This window comes from Ruegeria sp. CDSC068 (assembly GCF_059610545.1).
Genome location: NZ_JBXWNV010000004.1, coordinates 158,989 through 175,920, shown reverse-complemented (window position 1 = coordinate 175,920; position 16,932 = coordinate 158,989). Strand labels below are relative to the sequence as shown.

The following is a 16,932-nucleotide window of genomic DNA, read 5'->3' as shown; positions in this document are numbered from 1 at the left end:
TCATCTGGCCCCCTACCCGATTGCTACAAAAAAACCCCCGCAGCCGGTGGCGCGGGGGTTCAAACATTGTGGGGCTGTGAAACTCAGCCTCGTTTCTTGCCTTTCACGCCTGCCCACAGGCGCTTGTTGACAAGGTACAGAAGCACCGACAACAGCGACAGGAACAGCACGCCGACAAAGCCCGAGTATTTGCGCTCCATCATCTTCGGCTCGGCCGTCCACATCAGGAAGGCTGCGATGTCTTCGGACAAGGCTTCGACAGTGGCCGGGTGGCCATCGGCGAATTCAACCTGATCTTCGGACAGCGGCGGTGCCATCGAGATCCAGCCTCCGGGGAAGGCCTTGTTCTCATACAGGATGGTGCCTGCTTCTTCTTTTTCTTCACCGGTATAGCCGTCCAGCAGCGAGGCGATGTATTCCGCGCCACCCATGCCTTTGAAGAACTGATTGATCCCCAGACCATAAGGCCCGTGGAATCCAGCGCGGGCCTTGGCCATCAGGCTCAGGTCCGGTGCGCCAACACCGTCATTGACCGGGAAGTGGTCGGTCGGGATGGCCGGACGGAAATCGTCCAGCTCGGGATCGAACACTTCGAAGTTTTCTGCCGAATAGGCGATGACTTCTTCTTCCGAATAGCCCAGCGCTTCGAGATCACGCAGAGGCACATAGCGCAGGCCGTGGCAGGCTGCACAGACCTCGGTATAGATCTGAAGGCCGCGCTGCAGCTGGTTTTGATCCCAGGTGCCAAAGGGGCCTTCAAACGAGAAGTGGAAGTCTTCGATGTGCTGCTCGCCCCCACCTGCTGCGAAGGACGCAGCAGGGGTAAGGGCCAAAGCAAACGCGGCACCGATTGCAAGTTTCTTGAACATGTTTCCGGTCCCTCTTCTTACTCGGCCGGCGTGGCGTCGGCGTCAGCCTTGCCATAATGCGCGTTGAAGTCTTCTTCGATGGTCTCTGGCTGTGGCAGCGGTTTTTCGATGACACCCAGGATCGGCAGGATCACGAAGAAATAGGCGAACCAGTAGGCGGACGCGATCAGCGAGAAGGTCGCATAGGGCTCTTCCGCGGGCATCGCACCCAGCCACATCAGGGCAAAGAAGTCGATGATCAGCAGGTAGAACCACCACTTGAACATTGGGCGGTATTTGCCCGAACGCACGGTCGACGTGTCCAGCCAGGGCGCCAGCGCCATTGCCAGGATCGCACCGAACATCGCAATCACACCAAAGAACTTGGCGTCGACGATGCCACCGGTGATGAAGCTGGCAAATTGTACAACCCAGACTTCACCGGTAAAGGCGCGCAAGATCGCGTAGAATGGCAGGAAGTACCATTCGGGAACGATGTGTGCAGGCGTTACCAACGGGTTGGCTTCGATGTAGTTGTCCGGGTGGCCCAGATAGTTCGGCATGTAGCCGACGATGGCCCAGAACACGACCAGGATCACGGCCAGAGCGAACAGGTCCTTGATCACGAAGTACGGCCAGAATGGCAGCGTGTCTTTCTCGGCATCGGCTTTCGACGTGCGGCGAACTTCAACACCTGTGGGGTTGTTGTTGCCGGTGGTGTGGAAGGCCCAGATATGCACGATGACCAGAGCCGCAATCACGAACGGCAGCAGATAGTGCAGCGAGAAGAAGCGGTTCAGCGTCGCATTGTCCACCGCGGGTCCGCCCAGCAGCCAAGTCTGGATCGCGTCACCCACAAACGGGATCGCGCCAAACAGGCCGGTGATCACGGTCGCACCCCAGAAGGACATCTGACCCCAAGGCAGAACATAGCCCATGAAGGCAGTACCCATCATCATCAGATAGATAAGCATACCGATGATCCACGTGATCTCACGCGGGGCTTTGTATGAGCCGTAGAACAGGCCACGGAAGATGTGGATGTAGACCGCAACAAAGAACAGCGACGCGCCGTTCATGTGAATGTAGCGCAGCATATAGCCGCCATTCACGTTGCGCATGATGTGCTCGATGCTAGCGAAGGCCAGATCGACATGCGGGGTGTAGTGCATCACCAGAACGATACCGGTGACGATTTGCAACGCCAGGCAGAACGCCAGGACGATGCCCCAGATCCACCACCAGTTCAGGTTCTTGGGGGTGGGGATCATGATGGTGTCGTAAATCAGGCCGACGATGGGCAAGCGGCTGTTCAGCCACTTCTCGCCGTTTGTCTTCGGCTCGTAATGATCGTGGGGAATTCCGGACATAAGTTTGGGTCTCCCTTAGCCGAGTTTGATGGTGCTGGCGTCGGTCCACTCAGCGGGCGGAACGGGCAGGTTTTCAGGTGCGGGACCCTTGCGGATACGTCCGGCCAGATCGTAGTGCGATCCGTGGCAGGGGCAGAACCAGCCACCAAAGTCGCCAGCATCGCCCAGCGGCACACAGCCAAGGTGCGTACATACGCCCATCTGAACGATCCACGCGCCCGGCGCTTCGCCCTCGGGCGACGGCATCACGCGGTTGGCGTCGGTTGCCGGAGCATCCGCGTTCAGGTTGGAGTTGCGGGCCAGCGGATCAGGCAGTGCATCAACGCCTTCGGCGTCCTGTTCCTGCGCTTCTTGAATTTCGGCACCTGTGCGGTGGCGGACAAACACAGGTTTACCCAGCCATTTCACGGTCAGCTGCGTACCTGGCTCAACGCCGCTCACATCCACGCGGATCGAGGACAGCGCCTGAACGTCTGCCGATGGGTTCATTTGATTGATCAGGGGCCATACGGCTGCACCCGTCGCGACGACACCTGCGCCGCCTGCGACGTAGTAGAGGAAATCTCTGCGGGTGCCTTCGTGGTCTTCTGCGTGGGACACGAGGTTTTCTCCGATTCCGGCGCCCGGGGGTAACCCGAGCAAACATGCATCAGCACCGCATCAAAGCGGCGTCTCATCGCGGCTATCTATCCGGGAGAATTCGGTTCGTCCAGCGGTCATAGGCGCGCAGTGCGCCACAACAGGGCATTCATGTCACAACGAGGGGCGAAAGTTTCAAGATACGGACCTGTTTTTTGGCAAAAACACTCCGGTCCTCCGGCTTTTCCAAATGTGATTCGATTCGCTTCGGCGGGATAGAACGGTGCAGAACCGACCCAGCCCCAAAAGGTTTTACAGAATGCCGATCCGCCCATCTTGAACTTTTCGTCATATTCGGGAATATTTCCGTATATGAGAAATTCCATGGAAGCCACCTCTGACAAACTGGCCACGCATTTGCGCGGATTGCGAGAGCAGCACGGCATGACCCTCGATACTTTGGCTGGAAGAACCGGTCTAAGTCGCGCCACCCTGTCGCGGATCGAGAAAAACGAAGTCAGCCCGACCGCCGAGACGCTAAGCCGTCTGGCAACGGTTTATGCAGTACCGATCTCTCAGCTACTTACCCCGTTGGAGCAAAGTTTCCAACCGATCGTCCGGCGGCACGACCAGCCGTTCTGGACGGATCGTGGGCGCGCGTTTCAACGTCGCAGCGTTTCGCCGCCCAGTGGGCACCTTTCGGTTGAATTGATCGAAGGAACCCTGACCGCGCGGCAGCGCATCGCCTATGATGCACCCGCAGTGCCGGGGCAAGAGCATCACCTGTATGTCTTGTCCGGGCAGATCGAAATCACGGTCGAGAGGAAAGCTTATGACCTTCGACAAGGGGATTGCCTGCGGTATATTTTATTTGGCGAAACCGTATTTGAAACGACCCATAGTCCCTGCACTTACGTGATCGCATTGTCATGACCGTTCAGACACCCAACGTCTTCCGCCTTACCCCGACGGATATCGACAACAATCTGACATATCTATGCCGCACGCTTGTTGACAGCGTTGCCGACGGTGCCGCGATCAGCTTCATGATGCCGCTCGACCATGACAGCGCCGCGCGATTCTGGACGGATGACGTCAAACCCGCCATTGAAACAGGCGCGCGGCACTTGTTTGGCGCATTTTATCAGCGTCGCATGATCGGTACGGTCCAGCTGTTGCTTGCCGTGCCCCCAAATCAGCCCCACCGGGCAGAAATCTCGAAGATGATCGTTCACCCTGATGCCAGACGTCGCGGTTTGGGCAAGGCCCTGATGCAAGAGGCCCTGAAATCCGCACAAGAAGCCGGGAAGACACTCATCACACTAGACACGCGCACCGGAGACGTCTCGGAATCCCTTTACAGGTCTGTCGGGTTCAAACCGGCAGGTGTCATCCCCGATTTCGCATTCGACCCGAACGGAAAATCCCGTCACGCAACGACCTATATGTACCGATACCTTTGACTTAAGCTCGAATTCACGGTGACACCCGACATAGCAAGACGCGCCGCTTCTGCAAGGTATATAAATGTAGAAATTCTGAGTTAAAAATAGATATTTTACAAAGGCTTAGTCGTGGTTGATTTCGATTGAACTTTGGACGCAAATGATCGAAAGGCGGGAAATCCCAATCTCTGCAGGACGTCCCTCATGTCAAAGCTCTTTGCAACAACCCTGATCCTCGCACTGACCGTGCCCTTTCAGGCGATAGCGGCCGGTGATCCGGCGAAAGGCGAAAAACTCTACAATCGCTGCTCTTCTTGCCACGCGATCATCAAAGATGGCCAAGTTCTGGTCAAAGGCGGCATCACTGGCCCGAATCTTTACGGCGTCGTCGGTCGCATCGCCGGAACCGAGTCAGATTACCTGAACGGAAGCGAGCGTTTGCCCATCGGAATGTTCACCGACGACATGATCCGGGCGGGCCAGGAAGGGCTGGTCTGGACGCAAGAGAATATCGCCACGTATTCCAAAAACCCGATCGCATTTATTCAGGAATATCTGGATGACGAAACCGCGCGCCCAAACATGAGCGTCAAACTGAAAAAGGGCGCCGATGACATCGCGGCCTATCTGGCGACGTTCAACGAATGATGTCTGTCGCTGGTCGTTCTGCCGTCAGAGCGACCAGCGCATTGATCCCCGATCAGGCCGGCGGTTGCGTTGCGACCATGCTGGGGCGTTCGACAAACTTCTCGTACCAAGCGGCCAGCGCGTCATTTCCCTTGCGCCACCCGCGCGCATCGTGGCGGAAATCGACATAGCCCAGCGCGCAGGCCACTGCGACCTGCCCCATATCCAACGGTCCGGACAGATGCGCCATCCACCGTTGGTTCAACGCGGCGCAGGCGCGTTCTATCTTGTCCCATTGCGCATCGGCCCAGCCCTCCCATTGCTTATCTTCGGGCCGCATCCGAGCCTCATAGGTGATCAGCAACGCCGCATCCAGAATACCATCCGCCAGCGCCTCAAGCGTCATCACATCCCAATGCCGGGCACCGTCCTGATAAAGACCGGCCTGCCCGCGCGCGTCCAGAAACGCACAGATAACACGGCTATCGAACAGGGTCGGTCCATCTGGGCGCTCTAACGCGGGCACCTTTGTCAGCGGAGCCTTGGCCAATAGCGGCTCGGCCGGGGACATTGGCGTTGTCGCAACGTTCAGCAGTTCGACATCCTGCAACTGGTCTGTTTCATGCAACAAAACCATAACCTTACGGACATAGGGCGAAGTGGGACTAAAATAGAGTTTCATAAGAGATCTCCCTGAATTGCCGGAACTCTACATCACCCAATGCAAAACAAAACCCGTCAATTGGTGCGCCAACCTCACCCTCTCATCAACTTTTGCAGAGCATCAAGCTCGGACCCGATCCCGTCGTTTGCGATATGTTCTGACGCGCTCAGGCGGGCTGCATCGGGCTTGTTCTGGTTTAGCTTCCAGGTGCCTTGAATGTCGTCAATGCGAAACCGAAACGGCACGATCATGCGCATCATCTTATCCAACGCGTCCTGGCTCATCTTGCCGGTCGTCCAAGGCGGTTTAGGCAGCAAGCGTGCCTCATAAAAGGCGGACTGGCGGTTCAACAGGTCCAGCAACTCCGCGTGCGGCCGCTGTTCTAACTGACCGATCAGATGCACAGCGACATAGTTCCATGTCGGAACCTGGTCGGCGATCCCGAACCAATCCGGCGATACATATCCGTCTGGTCCGGTGACGGCGATTCTTGCCGGTTTAGGCTCTTTCAGCATGCGGACGATCGGGTTGGATCTGACAAGATGCAGCTCGGCCAGCGCGCCATCCTCAGACGGCAGAAACGGCACGTGGCTAATCAACGGCGCTTCATCCGTCGACACCGCAAGAACCCCGAACGCGCGGTCACGCGCAAAGGTAACGTGGCGCTCGGTCTCTTCTGCGCGGAAGGCTGGATTGGGATGCATGGCTGTCCTCCTGCAAAATCTCTTGCAGAACCGGCCGCACCTTGGCAAGGTCCGCCCGTTCTCAGGGCGGGGTGAAATTCCCCACCGGCGGTATGCGGGCGATGATCCGTAAGCCCGCGAGCGGCCCCGGTGTGCGGGGTGTCAGCAGATCTGGTGAGATGCCAGAGCCGACGGTTATAGTCCGGATGAAAGAGAACGTGCAGCGCGTCGGCCCTGGCTTGCGCCTGCCCGTGATCGCCTTGGGTGACGTGTCTGTTGCGAAAGGAGATCATGATGACACACACCCGCTATGCTTTTGTGAAAGCCAACTGGCATTCCGATATCGTTGACCAGGCTTTCGAAGGGTTTCTGGAGATTGTCCCCGCCGAAAAGGTTGACGTTTTCGACGTCCCCGGCGCATTCGAAATGCCGCTGCTGGCCCGCGATCTGGCCCAAACCGGGCGCTATGCCGCGGTCGCCTGCGCGGCGTTTGTCGTGGATGGCGGCATATACCGGCACGATTTCGTCGCGCAAGCCGTAGTCGATGGGTTGATGCGCGCCAGTATGGACACCGGTGTTCCGGTACTGTCAGTCTCGCTGACGCCGCACCAGTATCAGGAAACCGATCACCACAATGCCATCTACCGCGCGCATTTTGTCGAAAAGGGTCGCGAGGCTGCGCAGGCGGCCCTGAAGATCACCCAAACGCGTGCGTCGCTGACCCGTGCCGCATAGGCACAGCTGGTTGGGGTTCCCCTGCCCCAACCGCAAATCCGCTTGAGGCCAAGGGCCTTGCCCGCTAATCACGACGCGCAAAGGAGCATGCCCCATGTCGATGAACAGTTTTGGCCACCTTTTCCGCGTCACCACCTGGGGTGAAAGCCACGGGCCCGCATTGGGTGCGACCGTCGATGGCTGCCCTCCGGGTGTTACGATCGACGAGGCGATGATTCAGCAATGGCTGGACAAGCGCAAACCGGGTCAGAACAAGTTCACCACCCAGCGGCGCGAGCCAGATCAGGTCAAAATCCTGTCGGGCGTGTTCGAAGGGCAAACCACGGGCACACCGGTGCAGCTGATGATCGAGAACACGGATCAGCGCTCGAAAGACTACGGTGATATCATGGACAAGTTCCGTCCCGGGCACGCCGATATCACCTACTGGCAGAAGTACGGCATCCGCGATTATCGCGGCGGCGGGCGCAGTTCGGCCCGTGAAACTGCGTCGCGTGTGGCCGCAGGCGGGCTTGCGCGAGAAGCGATCAGGCAAATCGCGCCCAATGTGCAGATTACCGGATACATGACCCAGATCGGCCCGCACAAGATTGACCGGGGCAATTTCGACTGGTCCCAGATCGAACAGAACCCGTTCTGGACCCCGGACGCACAAGCCGCCGAAGACTGGGCCAACTATCTGGACGAATTGCGCAAATCCGGGAACTCGGTTGGTGCGATTGTCGAGGTTGTGGCCCGCGGTGTCCCCGCAGGCATCGGCGCGCCGGTTTACGCCAAGTTAGACACTGATTTGGCCGCTGCGATGATGTCCATCAACGCCGTCAAAGGTGTCGAGATCGGCGAAGGCATGGCCGCTGCCGAACTGACGGGCGAAGCCAATGCGGACGAGATTTTCATGGGCCAGAACGGCCCGCAATACAGCTCGAACCACGCGGGCGGTATCTTGGGCGGGATTTCAACTGGGCAGGACATTGTGGTGCGGTTTGCTGTCAAGCCTACCTCATCCATTCTGACCACACGCAAAACCATCACCAAATCCGGTGAAGAGACCGAGATCATCACCAAGGGCCGTCACGACCCCTGCGTAGGCATCCGCGCCGTTCCGGTGGGTGAGGCGATGATGGCTTGCGTGATCCTCGACCACCTGCTGCTGCATCGCGGCCAGATCGGAGAGAACCGTGGACGGATCGGCTGATCTGCGCACGCGCCTGCGGGCCGTCGTTGCGCAGCGTATGGAAACCGACCCGGCGCATGATCTGGCCCATCTGGACCGGGTCTGGGTAAACGCGCAGGCCATTGCAAACGACCAGACCGACATGCCGGTGCTGCTGGCCGCCGCTTATCTGCATGATCTGGTAAATTTGTCCAAGGACGACCCAGACCGCCATTTGGCATCGCGCCGATCGGCCGAAGAATCAGAGTCTATTTTGGTAAACTTAGGCTATTCTGCAGGTCAGATCCACGCAATCAAACATGCTATCGAGGCACATAGTTTTTCGGCCAACATCACGCCGGAAACGCTCGAAGCCTGCATTCTGCGCGATGCCGACAGGCTGGACGCGCTGGGCGCGATTGGAGTTGCCCGGAATTTCTCGGTCTCCGGTGCTTTGGGACGGTCGCTTTATGACCCGGCAGATCCCTTTGCTGCCAGCCGTCCGCTGGACGACCTGCATTTTTCAATCGACCACTGGAAGGTCAAACTACTGGGCCTTCCTGGCGATATGCTGACCGAGGGTGGCAAAGAGATCGCGCAGCGCAGAATCGCACGCATGATCCGCTTTCTGGAAGAGTTCGCGCAAGAGATCGGCAGCCCACTGCCGACCGATTGGACGAATCTGTAAACGACGCGTTGATCTTTCCCCGCCAAAAGCGCAGGTTCGCGCCGATGGCAAAACCCTTAACATCGCATCGACCTTTGCTGGCCGTCGCTCTGAAAACGAGCGCGGTGTTTTTGTTCACGGTCATGGCGGCGATTGTCAAAGCGCAGTCCGATCACTTCCCACCTGGCGAGATGGTGTTTTTCCGGTCCCTTTTTGCCATTCCGGTGATTGTCATCTGGCTGATGGCGCGCGGAGAATTGGCGCAAGGGTTCAAAGCCCGCAAACCTTCGGGTCATTTCTGGCGCGGCGTGTTGGGCACCACGGCGATGGGGCTTACATTTACCGGCCTTGGCTTGATCCCGCTGCCCGAAGCGACGGCGATTGGCTATGCCACCCCGATTTTCACCCTGATCCTTGCCGCGGTGATGTTAGGCGAACGCATCCGTAAGATCAGAATCGCGGCTGTGTCCATCGGGCTTTTGGGTGTCCTGATCATGATCTGGCCCAGACTGGGTGGCAACAACATGGAAGCTGCTGCCACCTTCGGCGCATTGTGTATTCTGGGTGCGACCGTTGCCAGGGCCTTTGTGCAGATCCACATCCGGCAGCTGGTGCAGGTCGACCATCCTGCGGCCATTGTCTTCTATTTCTCGATGACGGCGACCATCCTGTCCGGGCTGACTATTTTTTGGGGGTGGGTCATGCCCACATGGGAACAGGCAGGCTTTTTGATTCTGGCTGGTCTGATCGGAGGTGTGGCGCAGATTCTAGTGACTTCGTCCTATCGGTTTGGGCAGGCTTCGATGCTGGCGCCCTATGATTACACCTCGATGCTGTTTGCCATCGTCATTGGCTATGTCTGGTTCAGTGAACTGCCAACGCTGGTCATGCTGGCCGGAGCGGCGCTGGTGATTGTCGGTAACGTCGTGGTGATCTGGCGCGAACATCAACTGGGCTTGGAGCGCGGCAAGGCACGCGCGGTCACGGATCCCAAAGCCTGACCTTTACCTTTGCAGAACTTCCCCTAGGGTGTGCCCAACACAAGATGAGGGTTTCCCATGAGCGACGCACAGGACCACAAGGAAAAGATGCAAAAGGTGCAGGCCCAGCACCGCAAGAAAGTGTCCGAGGCAGTTGATCCCGACCGCGGGCTGGTGCTGATCAACACTGGCAAGGGTAAGGGTAAGTCCTCGGCCGCGTTCGGGGTCGTGGTCCGTGCGCTGGGTTGGGGCCAGAAGGTCGGCGTTGTTCAATTCATCAAAGGCAAGTGGAAAACCGGCGAACGTCGCTTTTTCGAAGAACGCGATCTAGTGACATGGCACACGATGGGCGAAGGTTTCACCTGGGACACTCAGGACCGTGAACGCGACATCGCCGCTGCAAACGCCGCCTTCGACAAGGCGCGTGCCCTCATGTCCAGCGGCGAATACGATCTGATCGTACTGGACGAGATCAACATCGCGCTTCGGTACGAATACCTGTCGGTTGAACAGGTGATCGATGGGCTGAAAGAACGGTCTGACAAGACCAGCGTGTTCCTGACGGGTCGGGACGCACCGCAGGCGTTGCGGGACTATGCCGATCTGGTCACCGAGATGACCGAGGAAAAGCATCCGTTTCAGGCCGGAATCAAAGCCCAGCGCGGCGTGGATTTCTGAGCATCAGGGTCTTAACAGCCCCCCCCTCAGGGGCTGTTAAGCTGGCGGGTTTTCGTTGAGAAACCTAACTGACCCGCGTCGACACGCGGCGCTATCCGGCAACGGTTGTTCAGCCCTGTCACCTTGGGCCGCCTTGGGTTTGTCGACATAGGCGCAATAATCGTCGTCACAGCAACATCCGCAAGCGGTGGCCGCTTCGTGCCGTGCCATGATTTCATCAAGTGGGTCACCCATCGTCATTTCCTGTTGCGCGTGTCGTTTCCGAGGCGGTGGCGCGCTCTCACCAGGCTATACGCTAAGCCCGCAGACCGCCTCGAAACCCCGTGCTGGATGCTAACACATCTGGCCTTGATCTTTATCTGATTATTTTTGTCGGAATTTGCAAGATCAAAATAACACTTCCTGGATAGCCCCACAGTTGATCGGCTTGGAACGGAGTTACTTCAGGCGTTTTGAGAAAACCATTTTCCTAAAATCTCCTTTTTAGGGTCACATTTGCCGGTACTCGGCGCAATAAACAGAACAGCGAGCCGTCTGTCGGTGAGACAAGCGGCTCTGGGATTTTGGACGTTCATGTTGTTGCGGTGAGCCCAATCTGCGTCAGGTTCAAGCAGTAACACCCTGCTCTGGCGCGCTAAGCGAGATGACGGCGACCACCGCTGCCCCGTTCAGCCAGTAAAAGATCGCATCCATTCCCGAAAACCCAAAAAGGCTGGGCGCGGCCAGGAAAACAACGCCGACCAGAAGATCGACCGCCAAGTGAAAGTTGTAGGGAAGAACGCGCCAGATCCCCAAATGGTGATCCGTCAACACCGTCAAAACAAACGCCGCGACGCCGGTGACCACCGACAGCCACAACGCCATCGGGTTGGATTGCCCCAGTCCAAGCAAAAAGGGCAACCCCATCAGCGCAATGGCAACAGGATAGTCCAGATAAGCGTGAATATTGCGGGTGACAAAGCGGAGAGACATGAGAGTTCCTTTCCTGATATGGGATGACCTCAAACTAGGAAAGGAACTCAGAACGTTTAATTCTGGATCGTTCGTGAAACGTTGCAGATCGTCCAGAGTTTCAATTCGATCAGTGCATTGATCGATAGGCGGCTGGCGATACGCCAACCTGCTTTTTGAACACCCGCGAAAAGGCGGCTTCCGAAGCATAGCCGACCTCGGCCGCGGCATCGGCCACGTTCCAGCGGGCCTCAGTCAATCCGTGACACGCAATCTGCATCCGCCAATCGGTCAGATACTGCATGGGCGTTGTCCCCATCTTGTCTGCGAATAGCTGTGCGAACGCAGTGCGAGACATTCCGGCCTCACGTGCCAAAGACTCGACGCTCCACTCTTGCGCGGGCGAATGATGAAACGCAGTCAATGCACGCGAAATGCGGGAATCAGCAAACCCGGCAAGCGCGGTGTCGCTGGGGCTTTGATGTTCAAGATGGGCCCGGATGGCCTGCGCGAACAGGACCTCGGACAGTTTCAGCGCTATAAGGTCACCACCGATCCGCGCGCCGTTGATCTCGGACCCGATCATACGCAGGGTGGCTTCGATCCAGGCTCCGGCTTCCTCGCCATAGTTTTCGATCAGGATGTATGGGGGAAGCCGATCAATCAGCATATGCCCTGTTCCCTGTCGCCCCGGCGGCCCGGTGAAAGAGAAATGACCGCAGATCAATTGCGTATCGCGGCTTTTGTCTTCGCCGCCATAAATCAGAACCCCGTCGCCCTTGTACCCGGCCTCTTCCAATACGTGTTCAAGCGGCAGGGCATCCAGCGGTTGAACCTCATTGCACAATAACGCATGGGCTGATCCGTGCGGGATCACGATCAGATCGCCTTGCTTCAATCGCAGGGTTTGCCCTGTGTTAGAGACAGAAACTTTCAACTCTCCGCGTTGTACAAAGTGAAATCTGGCCACATTTTGATAGGCCGGCACCTGTATACCAAAGGGCGGCGTGAAAGAGGTTCGAAAGTAGAATGTGCCCTTCAAGGACAGGCGGGTGAGAATATCGCTAAGCAGATCCAACATTGAATTAAGATAGACGCGGCCGCGCGTTCGTCCAGCTATGTGAACGATCTGCAAAGATTCTTGAACGTGCGGCAATGAAAAAGCCCCCGCGAAAGCGCGAGGGCTTCTTTCAATGCATCTGAGAGTTATCAGGCGCGCACAAGCGCCTCATAATCGGCGGCGATCTCGCGGGTCAGGTCTCCGACCTCAAACGTATAATCGCCGATCTGTCCCACCGGGGTCACCTCGGCTGCGGTGCCGGTCAGCCAGCACTGTTCGAAATCGGCCATTTCCTCGGGCTTGATGCGGCGCTCGTGGACGGTGATACCTTTGTCTTTCAGCATCTGAATGACGGTCTGACGGGTGATCCCGTTCAGGAAGCAATCGGCCAGGGGCGTATGAACTTCACCATCTTTCACGAAGAACACATTCGCACCGGTCGCCTCGGCCACGTAACCGCGCCAATCCATGAACAGCGCGTCCGAGCAGCCCTTGGCCTCGGCCTTATGCTTCGAGATGGTGCAGATCATGTACAGACCCGCCGCCTTGGCGTGCACCGGAATAGTTTCCGGGCTGGGGCGTTTCCATTCCGCGATATCCAGCTTGGCACCCTGCATCTTGGCGTCACCATAATAGGCACCCCAAGGCCACACGGCGACGGCCATCCGGACCGGGTTCTTGGCTGATGCCACACCCATGTCTTCCCCCGAGCCACGCCAGACCAGCGCGCGGACATAGGCGTCCTGCAGACCGCTGGCTTTCAGCGCTTCGTCCTTGGCGGCCTCGATGTCATCCACCGAATAGGGCATAGGCATGTCCAGCGCTTCGGCCGAGGCAATCAAACGCTCAGAATGTTCGCGACTTTTGAAAATCTTGCCGTTATAAGCACGTTCACCTTCGAACACCGAAGACGCATAGTGCATCGCGTGGGACAGGATATGCACATTGGCTTCGCGCCAGGGCACAAGTTTGCCATCCAACCAGATGACGCCATCACGATCATCATACCCCGCCATGCGAAACCTCCTGACATGGGATCAATTTCCGATTATTGCGTAAATTAAGTCCACATCGGACATAAAGTTGCGCAAAAACTGCGATTCGATACCCGTCCACTCTTGGAATGTCAATAACGCTGACATAAACTCGGGTCGAGTAACGAATGAGGCATACTATGTCGGATACCCGCCCCGCCCCAGCCTTTGGTGGCGAGAGCCTGTTGTTTTTGACCGACGAACAGTTGCGGCAGGGGATCGAGGCGATGTTTTTCGCCTATCGCGGCTTTACCGCAGATCCTGATCGCATACTGACCGAAATGGCCTATGGACGGGCGCACCACCGGGCAATCCACTTCATCAACCGCGCACCGGGTACGACTGTCAACAACCTTCTGGCCATTCTGGGCGTAACAAAACAGTCTCTGAACAGGGTTTTGCGGACGTTGATCGACGACGGTCTGGTCGAAAGCCGGGTCGGATCAGTGGACAAACGCGAAAGACACCTATTTCTGACAGAACAGGGCAAGGCGCTAGAGGCCAAACTGTCTGAGGCCCAGCGCGTTCGAATGCGTGCGGCGTACAAAAAGGCGGGACCCGAGGCTGTGTCGGGGTTTCGTAAAGTGCTTGAAGCAATGATGGATGCTGATATGCGTCATGCCTATACGAAACTGCGGGATACCACCTCATGAACGAAATGGATGCCCATCTGCTGATCGTCGACGATGACGAGCGCATTCGCGATCTGTTGAAGAAGTTTCTGATGCGGAACGGATTTCTGGTCACGGCTGCAAGGGATGCAGCACATGCACGGCGGGTGCTTTCGGGGTTGGATTTCGACATGATCGTGCTGGACGTGATGATGCCCGGCGAGGATGGGGTCAGCCTGACCAAGGCGCTGCGCGAAACCCATACCACTCCTATCCTGCTTTTGACCGCGCGCGGCGAAACCGAACATCGCATTGCCGGGCTTGAGGCCGGTGCGGATGACTACTTAGCCAAACCGTTCGAGCCAAAAGAGCTGTTGTTGCGGATCAATGCAATCCTGCGGCGGATGCCGGAAACGCCTGCGCAGGACGCGACGGCGAAGATACTGCATCTTGGTCCGATCCGGTACGATATCGAGCGTGGCGAGATGTGGCAGGGCGAAGACCCGGTGCGCCTGACGGCGACCGAAAGCCAGTTGATGAAGATTTTCTCGGCCCAGCCCGGAGAGCCGATCAGCCGAACCAAACTGGTCGAAGATCTGGGCCGCGACAAGGGTCAGGCGCAGGAACGCGCAGTGGACGTTCAGATCACCCGTCTGCGCCGCAAAATCGAACAGGACCCCAAGCAGCCGCGTTACCTGCAGACCGTCCGCGGCGCCGGATATATGCTGGCACCAGATTGATTCAGCCGTGGCGCGGCGCTTTCTTGCCTTGGGCGAGGATAATTATGGCCAGATGAAGATGGGATCCCGATGACAACCGCCCTTTTGACCCACGCCGATTGCCTTGATCACGTGACACCGCAAGGTCACCCCGAGAGGGTGGCGCGGTTAGAGCATATTCTGCATGCGTTAGAAGGCTTGGAACTGACACGTGTAACCGCCCCTTTGGCGGCGGATGACGACCTACTGCGCGTGCATCCGGAAAGCCATATCCGTGAAATCCGTAATAGCAGGCCATCCGATGGCTTTAAACAGATTGACGGCGACACCTTCATGTCTCCGGGGTCGGTGGATGCGGCTTACCGGGCTGCAGGTGCGGTTGTGCGGGCGGTAGATATGGTTTTGGGTGGAGAAGCCTCGAATGCGTTTTGCGCCATCCGCCCGCCCGGTCACCATGCCGAAACCGAAACGGCAATGGGGTTCTGCCTGTTTGGAAACGCCGCGCTGGCGGCCAAGCACGCATTGGATCATCATGGATTGAAACGCGTAGCCGTCGTCGATTTCGACGTTCACCACGGAAACGGCACGCAGGATCTGCTGTGGGACGAAAGACGTGCACTGGTGATCACCAGCCAGCAAATGCCGCTGTGGCCCGGATCGGGGCGCCCGGATGAAACCGGCGCTTATGAGACCGTTTTGAACATCCCGCTGGCACCCGGCACTGGTGGGACCGAGATGCGGACAGCTTACGAAACGCAAGCCTTCCCGAGACTGCGCGCATTCAAGCCGGAACTGATCATCATCTCGGCAGGTTTTGATGCGCATCAGGACGATCCGCTGGCCAACTTGAACTGGTCCACAGGCGATTTTGCCTGGGTTACGGCTGAGCTGTGCAAGGTCGCCGATGAGCTGTGTGAGGGTCGTATCGTCTCGACTTTGGAGGGCGGGTATGATCTGAACGCCCTTGCCGAGGCTACTCGTGCCCATGTGGAAGAACTGATGAAGGCAGCCCGATGACCGATACTCCTGTTGATCAGATGACATTCGAACAAGCCATGAAAGAGCTTGAGGCCGTTGTCGGCCAGCTGGAGCGTGGGGACGTGGCGTTGGATCAGTCCATTGCGCTGTATGAGCGCGGTGCCGCGTTGAAGAAACGCTGCGAAGACGAATTGAAGCGGGCTGAAGAAAAGGTCGCAGCCATTACTTTGGATGCCAATGGGCAGCCAACCGGGACGACGCCTGTCGAAGGTCAGTAAATGTTCAAGGAAATTCTGGCGCAGGATGCCGCGCGGATTCAGGCTCAGTTCGATCTGGTCCTGAGAGCGCTGGACGAATTGGATGTTACCCGGGCGATGGCCTACACCACCCAGGGCGGCAAGCGATTGCGCGGGTTTCTGGTTCTGGAAAGCGCGCGGATGCATGGCATCGACTCAACACAGGCAATCTGGCCTGCGACAGGCATCGAAGCCCTACACGCCTATTCTCTGGTCCATGATGACCTTCCCTGCATGGACGATGACGATCTGCGACGTGGACGTTCGACCGTGCACGTAAAGTGGGACGAAGGCACCGCCGTTCTGGCCGGTGATGCCCTGCAGACACTGGCCTTTGAGCTGTGCACCCGGCCCGAGGTCGGAAATGCAGAAATTCGTGCTGAATTGGCTCTAACCCTGGCCCAAGCAAGCGGTGCGCAGGGAATGGTGCTGGGGCAAGCGCTCGATATGGCGGCTGAAACAGCGGCCGCGCCCCTGACACTGGAGCAGATCACCACGCTTCAGGCTGGCAAAACCGGTGCGCTGATTGAATGGTCCGCCTGCGCCGGTGCGCGTTTGGCCCAGGCAGATCCCGAACCCTTGCGCCAATATGCCCAGGCGCTTGGCCTTGCTTTTCAGATCGCTGATGACATTCTGGATGTTGAAGGTGATGCCGAGAAGGCCGGCAAACGACTGCAAAAGGACGCCCAGGCGGGCAAAGCCACGTTTGTTTCGCTTTTGGGCCTGAACGCCGCGAAATCCCGCGCCGCAGAATTGGTTGATCAGGCCTGCGCCGCGCTGGATGGATACGGTGCCAAGGCTGAAACCTTGAAGGACGCGGCACGCTTCGTTATTGCCCGGGACAGCTAAGCCAG

Annotated in this window: 23 protein-coding genes and 1 riboswitch; of the genes, 13 read left to right on the top strand and 10 right to left on the bottom strand. The window is 57.8% G+C overall.

The features are described 5' to 3' along the window. Window positions 1-83: 83 nt before the first annotated feature. The 4 genes from AC2FID_RS10150 to AC2FID_RS10135 all read right to left on the bottom strand — a co-directional run bounded on the left by AC2FID_RS10150 (window position 84) and on the right by AC2FID_RS10135 (window position 3,183). The gene (locus AC2FID_RS10150) at window positions 84-869 is read right to left on the bottom strand and encodes a cytochrome c1 (protein ID WP_472722602.1); all 786 of its coding nucleotides are present in this window, start codon (window positions 867-869) and stop codon (window positions 84-86) included. 17 nt (window positions 870-886) lie between these two features. After that, window positions 887-2,218 (bottom strand): cytochrome b, encoded by a 1,332-nt coding sequence (petB, locus tag AC2FID_RS10145; protein ID WP_108860628.1) that lies wholly within the window; start codon window positions 2,216-2,218, stop codon window positions 887-889. A gap of 15 nt (window positions 2,219-2,233) precedes the next feature. Next, on the bottom strand, window positions 2,234-2,818 hold the full coding sequence (petA, locus tag AC2FID_RS10140) for a ubiquinol-cytochrome c reductase iron-sulfur subunit (RefSeq protein WP_058272711.1): 585 nt from the start codon (window positions 2,816-2,818) through the stop codon (window positions 2,234-2,236). Window positions 2,819-2,934: 116 nt separating this feature from the next. Then, a complete protein-coding gene (locus tag AC2FID_RS10135) occupies window positions 2,935-3,183 on the bottom strand; it encodes a hypothetical protein (protein WP_058279153.1) in 249 nt (82 codons plus the stop codon). On the opposite strand from AC2FID_RS10135, the gene AC2FID_RS10130 reads away from it, so the two are divergent. The 3 genes from AC2FID_RS10130 (at window position 3,182) to AC2FID_RS10120 (ending at window position 4,890) form a co-directional block, all read left to right on the top strand. Then, a complete protein-coding gene (locus AC2FID_RS10130; RefSeq protein WP_496755437.1) occupies window positions 3,182-3,730 on the top strand; it encodes a helix-turn-helix domain-containing protein in 549 nt (182 codons plus the stop codon). The genes AC2FID_RS10135 and AC2FID_RS10130 overlap by 2 nt on opposite strands. Further along, window positions 3,727-4,260: a GNAT family N-acetyltransferase gene (locus tag AC2FID_RS10125; RefSeq protein WP_496836652.1), complete on the top strand. Its 534-nt coding sequence runs from the start codon at window positions 3,727-3,729 to the stop codon at window positions 4,258-4,260. Before AC2FID_RS10130 ends, AC2FID_RS10125 begins: the two co-directional genes overlap by 4 nt. 186 nt (window positions 4,261-4,446) lie before the next feature. Beyond that, the gene (locus tag AC2FID_RS10120) at window positions 4,447-4,890 is read left to right on the top strand and encodes a c-type cytochrome (RefSeq protein WP_496836650.1); all 444 of its coding nucleotides are present in this window, start codon (window positions 4,447-4,449) and stop codon (window positions 4,888-4,890) included. Between the two features lie 52 nt (window positions 4,891-4,942). On the opposite strand, the gene AC2FID_RS10115 is transcribed toward AC2FID_RS10120, so the two are convergent. Together AC2FID_RS10115 and AC2FID_RS10110 are read right to left on the bottom strand one after the other, a co-directional pair. Beyond that, window positions 4,943-5,551, bottom strand: a complete 609-nt coding sequence (locus AC2FID_RS10115) for a glutathione S-transferase (protein WP_496836648.1) — start codon at window positions 5,549-5,551, stop codon at window positions 4,943-4,945. 74 nt (window positions 5,552-5,625) lie between these two features. Beyond that, window positions 5,626-6,237, bottom strand: a complete 612-nt coding sequence (locus AC2FID_RS10110; RefSeq protein ID WP_496836646.1) for an FMN-binding negative transcriptional regulator — start codon at window positions 6,235-6,237, stop codon at window positions 5,626-5,628. Between the two features lie 53 nt (window positions 6,238-6,290). Further along, window positions 6,291-6,438: riboswitch (FMN riboswitch) on the top strand. A 72-nt stretch (window positions 6,439-6,510) separates the two neighbouring features. Between AC2FID_RS10110 and AC2FID_RS10105 the strand changes: the two genes are divergently transcribed. The 5 genes from AC2FID_RS10105 (at window position 6,511) to cobO (ending at window position 10,429) form a co-directional block, all read left to right on the top strand. Then, window positions 6,511-6,951 carry a 6,7-dimethyl-8-ribityllumazine synthase gene (locus AC2FID_RS10105; RefSeq protein WP_496836644.1) on the top strand — a complete coding sequence of 147 codons (441 nt, stop codon included), beginning with the start codon at window positions 6,511-6,513 and terminating at the stop codon, window positions 6,949-6,951. Between the two features lie 94 nt (window positions 6,952-7,045). Further along, window positions 7,046-8,146 carry a chorismate synthase gene (gene aroC, locus AC2FID_RS10100; RefSeq protein WP_496836642.1) on the top strand — a complete coding sequence of 367 codons (1,101 nt, stop codon included), beginning with the start codon at window positions 7,046-7,048 and terminating at the stop codon, window positions 8,144-8,146. Further along, on the top strand, window positions 8,130-8,792 hold the full coding sequence (locus tag AC2FID_RS10095) for an HD domain-containing protein (RefSeq protein ID WP_496836640.1): 663 nt from the start codon (window positions 8,130-8,132) through the stop codon (window positions 8,790-8,792). The genes aroC and AC2FID_RS10095 overlap by 17 nt, the downstream gene beginning before the upstream one ends. Before the next feature lie 44 nt (window positions 8,793-8,836). Beyond that, window positions 8,837-9,772 (top strand): DMT family transporter, encoded by a 936-nt coding sequence (locus tag AC2FID_RS10090; RefSeq protein ID WP_058272776.1) that lies wholly within the window; start codon window positions 8,837-8,839, stop codon window positions 9,770-9,772. A gap of 57 nt (window positions 9,773-9,829) precedes the next feature. After that, window positions 9,830-10,429 (top strand): cob(I)yrinic acid a,c-diamide adenosyltransferase, encoded by a 600-nt coding sequence (cobO, locus tag AC2FID_RS10085; protein ID WP_496836638.1) that lies wholly within the window; start codon window positions 9,830-9,832, stop codon window positions 10,427-10,429. A 36-nt stretch (window positions 10,430-10,465) separates the two neighbouring features. Here cobO and AC2FID_RS10080 read toward each other — a convergent pair whose 3' ends face one another. The 4 genes from AC2FID_RS10080 to AC2FID_RS10065 form a co-directional block, all read right to left on the bottom strand. Then, window positions 10,466-10,663, bottom strand: a complete 198-nt coding sequence (locus tag AC2FID_RS10080; RefSeq protein WP_145975814.1) for a hypothetical protein — start codon at window positions 10,661-10,663, stop codon at window positions 10,466-10,468. Between the two features lie 372 nt (window positions 10,664-11,035). Further along, complete coding sequence (locus tag AC2FID_RS10075) at window positions 11,036-11,401, bottom strand: SPW repeat domain-containing protein (protein ID WP_109313720.1); 366 nt, start codon at window positions 11,399-11,401, stop codon at window positions 11,036-11,038. 109 nt (window positions 11,402-11,510) lie between these two features. Continuing rightward, a complete protein-coding gene (locus tag AC2FID_RS10070) occupies window positions 11,511-12,461 on the bottom strand; it encodes an AraC family transcriptional regulator (RefSeq protein WP_496836635.1) in 951 nt (316 codons plus the stop codon). A gap of 128 nt (window positions 12,462-12,589) precedes the next feature. Next, a complete protein-coding gene (locus AC2FID_RS10065; protein WP_058272722.1) occupies window positions 12,590-13,456 on the bottom strand; it encodes a branched-chain amino acid aminotransferase in 867 nt (288 codons plus the stop codon). Between the two features lie 158 nt (window positions 13,457-13,614). Between AC2FID_RS10065 and AC2FID_RS10060 the strand changes: the two genes are divergently transcribed. The 5 genes from AC2FID_RS10060 (at window position 13,615) to AC2FID_RS10040 (ending at window position 16,927) form a co-directional block, all read left to right on the top strand. After that, entirely contained in the window at window positions 13,615-14,127 is a 513-nt protein-coding gene (locus tag AC2FID_RS10060) for a MarR family winged helix-turn-helix transcriptional regulator (protein WP_058272723.1), read from the top strand. Further along, complete coding sequence (locus AC2FID_RS10055) at window positions 14,124-14,825, top strand: response regulator (protein ID WP_058272724.1); 702 nt, start codon at window positions 14,124-14,126, stop codon at window positions 14,823-14,825. The genes AC2FID_RS10060 and AC2FID_RS10055 overlap by 4 nt, the downstream gene beginning before the upstream one ends. 69 nt (window positions 14,826-14,894) lie before the next feature. Further along, window positions 14,895-15,821 (top strand): histone deacetylase family protein, encoded by a 927-nt coding sequence (locus tag AC2FID_RS10050; protein ID WP_496836632.1) that lies wholly within the window; start codon window positions 14,895-14,897, stop codon window positions 15,819-15,821. Then, window positions 15,818-16,060, top strand: coding sequence for an exodeoxyribonuclease VII small subunit (locus tag AC2FID_RS10045; RefSeq protein ID WP_058272726.1), 243 nt, complete (start codon window positions 15,818-15,820; stop codon window positions 16,058-16,060). The genes AC2FID_RS10050 and AC2FID_RS10045 overlap by 4 nt, the downstream gene beginning before the upstream one ends. Then, complete coding sequence (locus AC2FID_RS10040; protein ID WP_496836630.1) at window positions 16,061-16,927, top strand: polyprenyl synthetase family protein; 867 nt, start codon at window positions 16,061-16,063, stop codon at window positions 16,925-16,927. Window positions 16,928-16,932: the final 5 nt, after the last annotated feature.

Bases quoted from the DNA above. Each gene is read 5' to 3' on its own strand.
- AC2FID_RS10150 (WP_472722602.1), bottom strand. From the start codon at position 869: ATGTTCAAGAAACTTGCAATCGGTGCCGCGTTTGCTTTGGCCCTTACC.
- petB (WP_108860628.1), bottom strand. From the start codon at position 2,218: ATGTCCGGAATTCCCCACGATCATTACGAGCCGAAGACAAACGGCGAG.
- AC2FID_RS10130 (WP_496755437.1), top strand. From the start codon at position 3,182: ATGGAAGCCACCTCTGACAAACTGGCCACGCATTTGCGCGGATTGCGA.
- AC2FID_RS10135 (WP_058279153.1), bottom strand. From the start codon at position 3,183: ATGGAATTTCTCATATACGGAAATATTCCCGAATATGACGAAAAGTTC.
- AC2FID_RS10125 (WP_496836652.1), top strand. From the start codon at position 3,727: ATGACCGTTCAGACACCCAACGTCTTCCGCCTTACCCCGACGGATATC.
- AC2FID_RS10120 (WP_496836650.1), top strand. From the start codon at position 4,447: ATGTCAAAGCTCTTTGCAACAACCCTGATCCTCGCACTGACCGTGCCC.
- AC2FID_RS10115 (WP_496836648.1), bottom strand. From the start codon at position 5,551: ATGAAACTCTATTTTAGTCCCACTTCGCCCTATGTCCGTAAGGTTATG.
- AC2FID_RS10110 (WP_496836646.1), bottom strand. From the start codon at position 6,237: ATGCATCCCAATCCAGCCTTCCGCGCAGAAGAGACCGAGCGCCACGTT.
- AC2FID_RS10105 (WP_496836644.1), top strand. From the start codon at position 6,511: ATGACACACACCCGCTATGCTTTTGTGAAAGCCAACTGGCATTCCGAT.
- aroC (WP_496836642.1), top strand. From the start codon at position 7,046: ATGTCGATGAACAGTTTTGGCCACCTTTTCCGCGTCACCACCTGGGGT.
- AC2FID_RS10090 (WP_058272776.1), top strand. From the start codon at position 8,837: ATGGCAAAACCCTTAACATCGCATCGACCTTTGCTGGCCGTCGCTCTG.
- cobO (WP_496836638.1), top strand. From the start codon at position 9,830: ATGAGCGACGCACAGGACCACAAGGAAAAGATGCAAAAGGTGCAGGCC.
- AC2FID_RS10080 (WP_145975814.1), bottom strand. From the start codon at position 10,663: ATGGGTGACCCACTTGATGAAATCATGGCACGGCACGAAGCGGCCACC.
- AC2FID_RS10075 (WP_109313720.1), bottom strand. From the start codon at position 11,401: ATGTCTCTCCGCTTTGTCACCCGCAATATTCACGCTTATCTGGACTAT.
- AC2FID_RS10070 (WP_496836635.1), bottom strand. From the start codon at position 12,461: ATGTTGGATCTGCTTAGCGATATTCTCACCCGCCTGTCCTTGAAGGGC.
- AC2FID_RS10065 (WP_058272722.1), bottom strand. From the start codon at position 13,456: ATGGCGGGGTATGATGATCGTGATGGCGTCATCTGGTTGGATGGCAAA.
- AC2FID_RS10060 (WP_058272723.1), top strand. From the start codon at position 13,615: ATGTCGGATACCCGCCCCGCCCCAGCCTTTGGTGGCGAGAGCCTGTTG.
- AC2FID_RS10055 (WP_058272724.1), top strand. From the start codon at position 14,124: ATGAACGAAATGGATGCCCATCTGCTGATCGTCGACGATGACGAGCGC.
- AC2FID_RS10050 (WP_496836632.1), top strand. From the start codon at position 14,895: ATGACAACCGCCCTTTTGACCCACGCCGATTGCCTTGATCACGTGACA.
- AC2FID_RS10045 (WP_058272726.1), top strand. From the start codon at position 15,818: ATGACCGATACTCCTGTTGATCAGATGACATTCGAACAAGCCATGAAA.
- AC2FID_RS10040 (WP_496836630.1), top strand. From the start codon at position 16,061: ATGTTCAAGGAAATTCTGGCGCAGGATGCCGCGCGGATTCAGGCTCAG.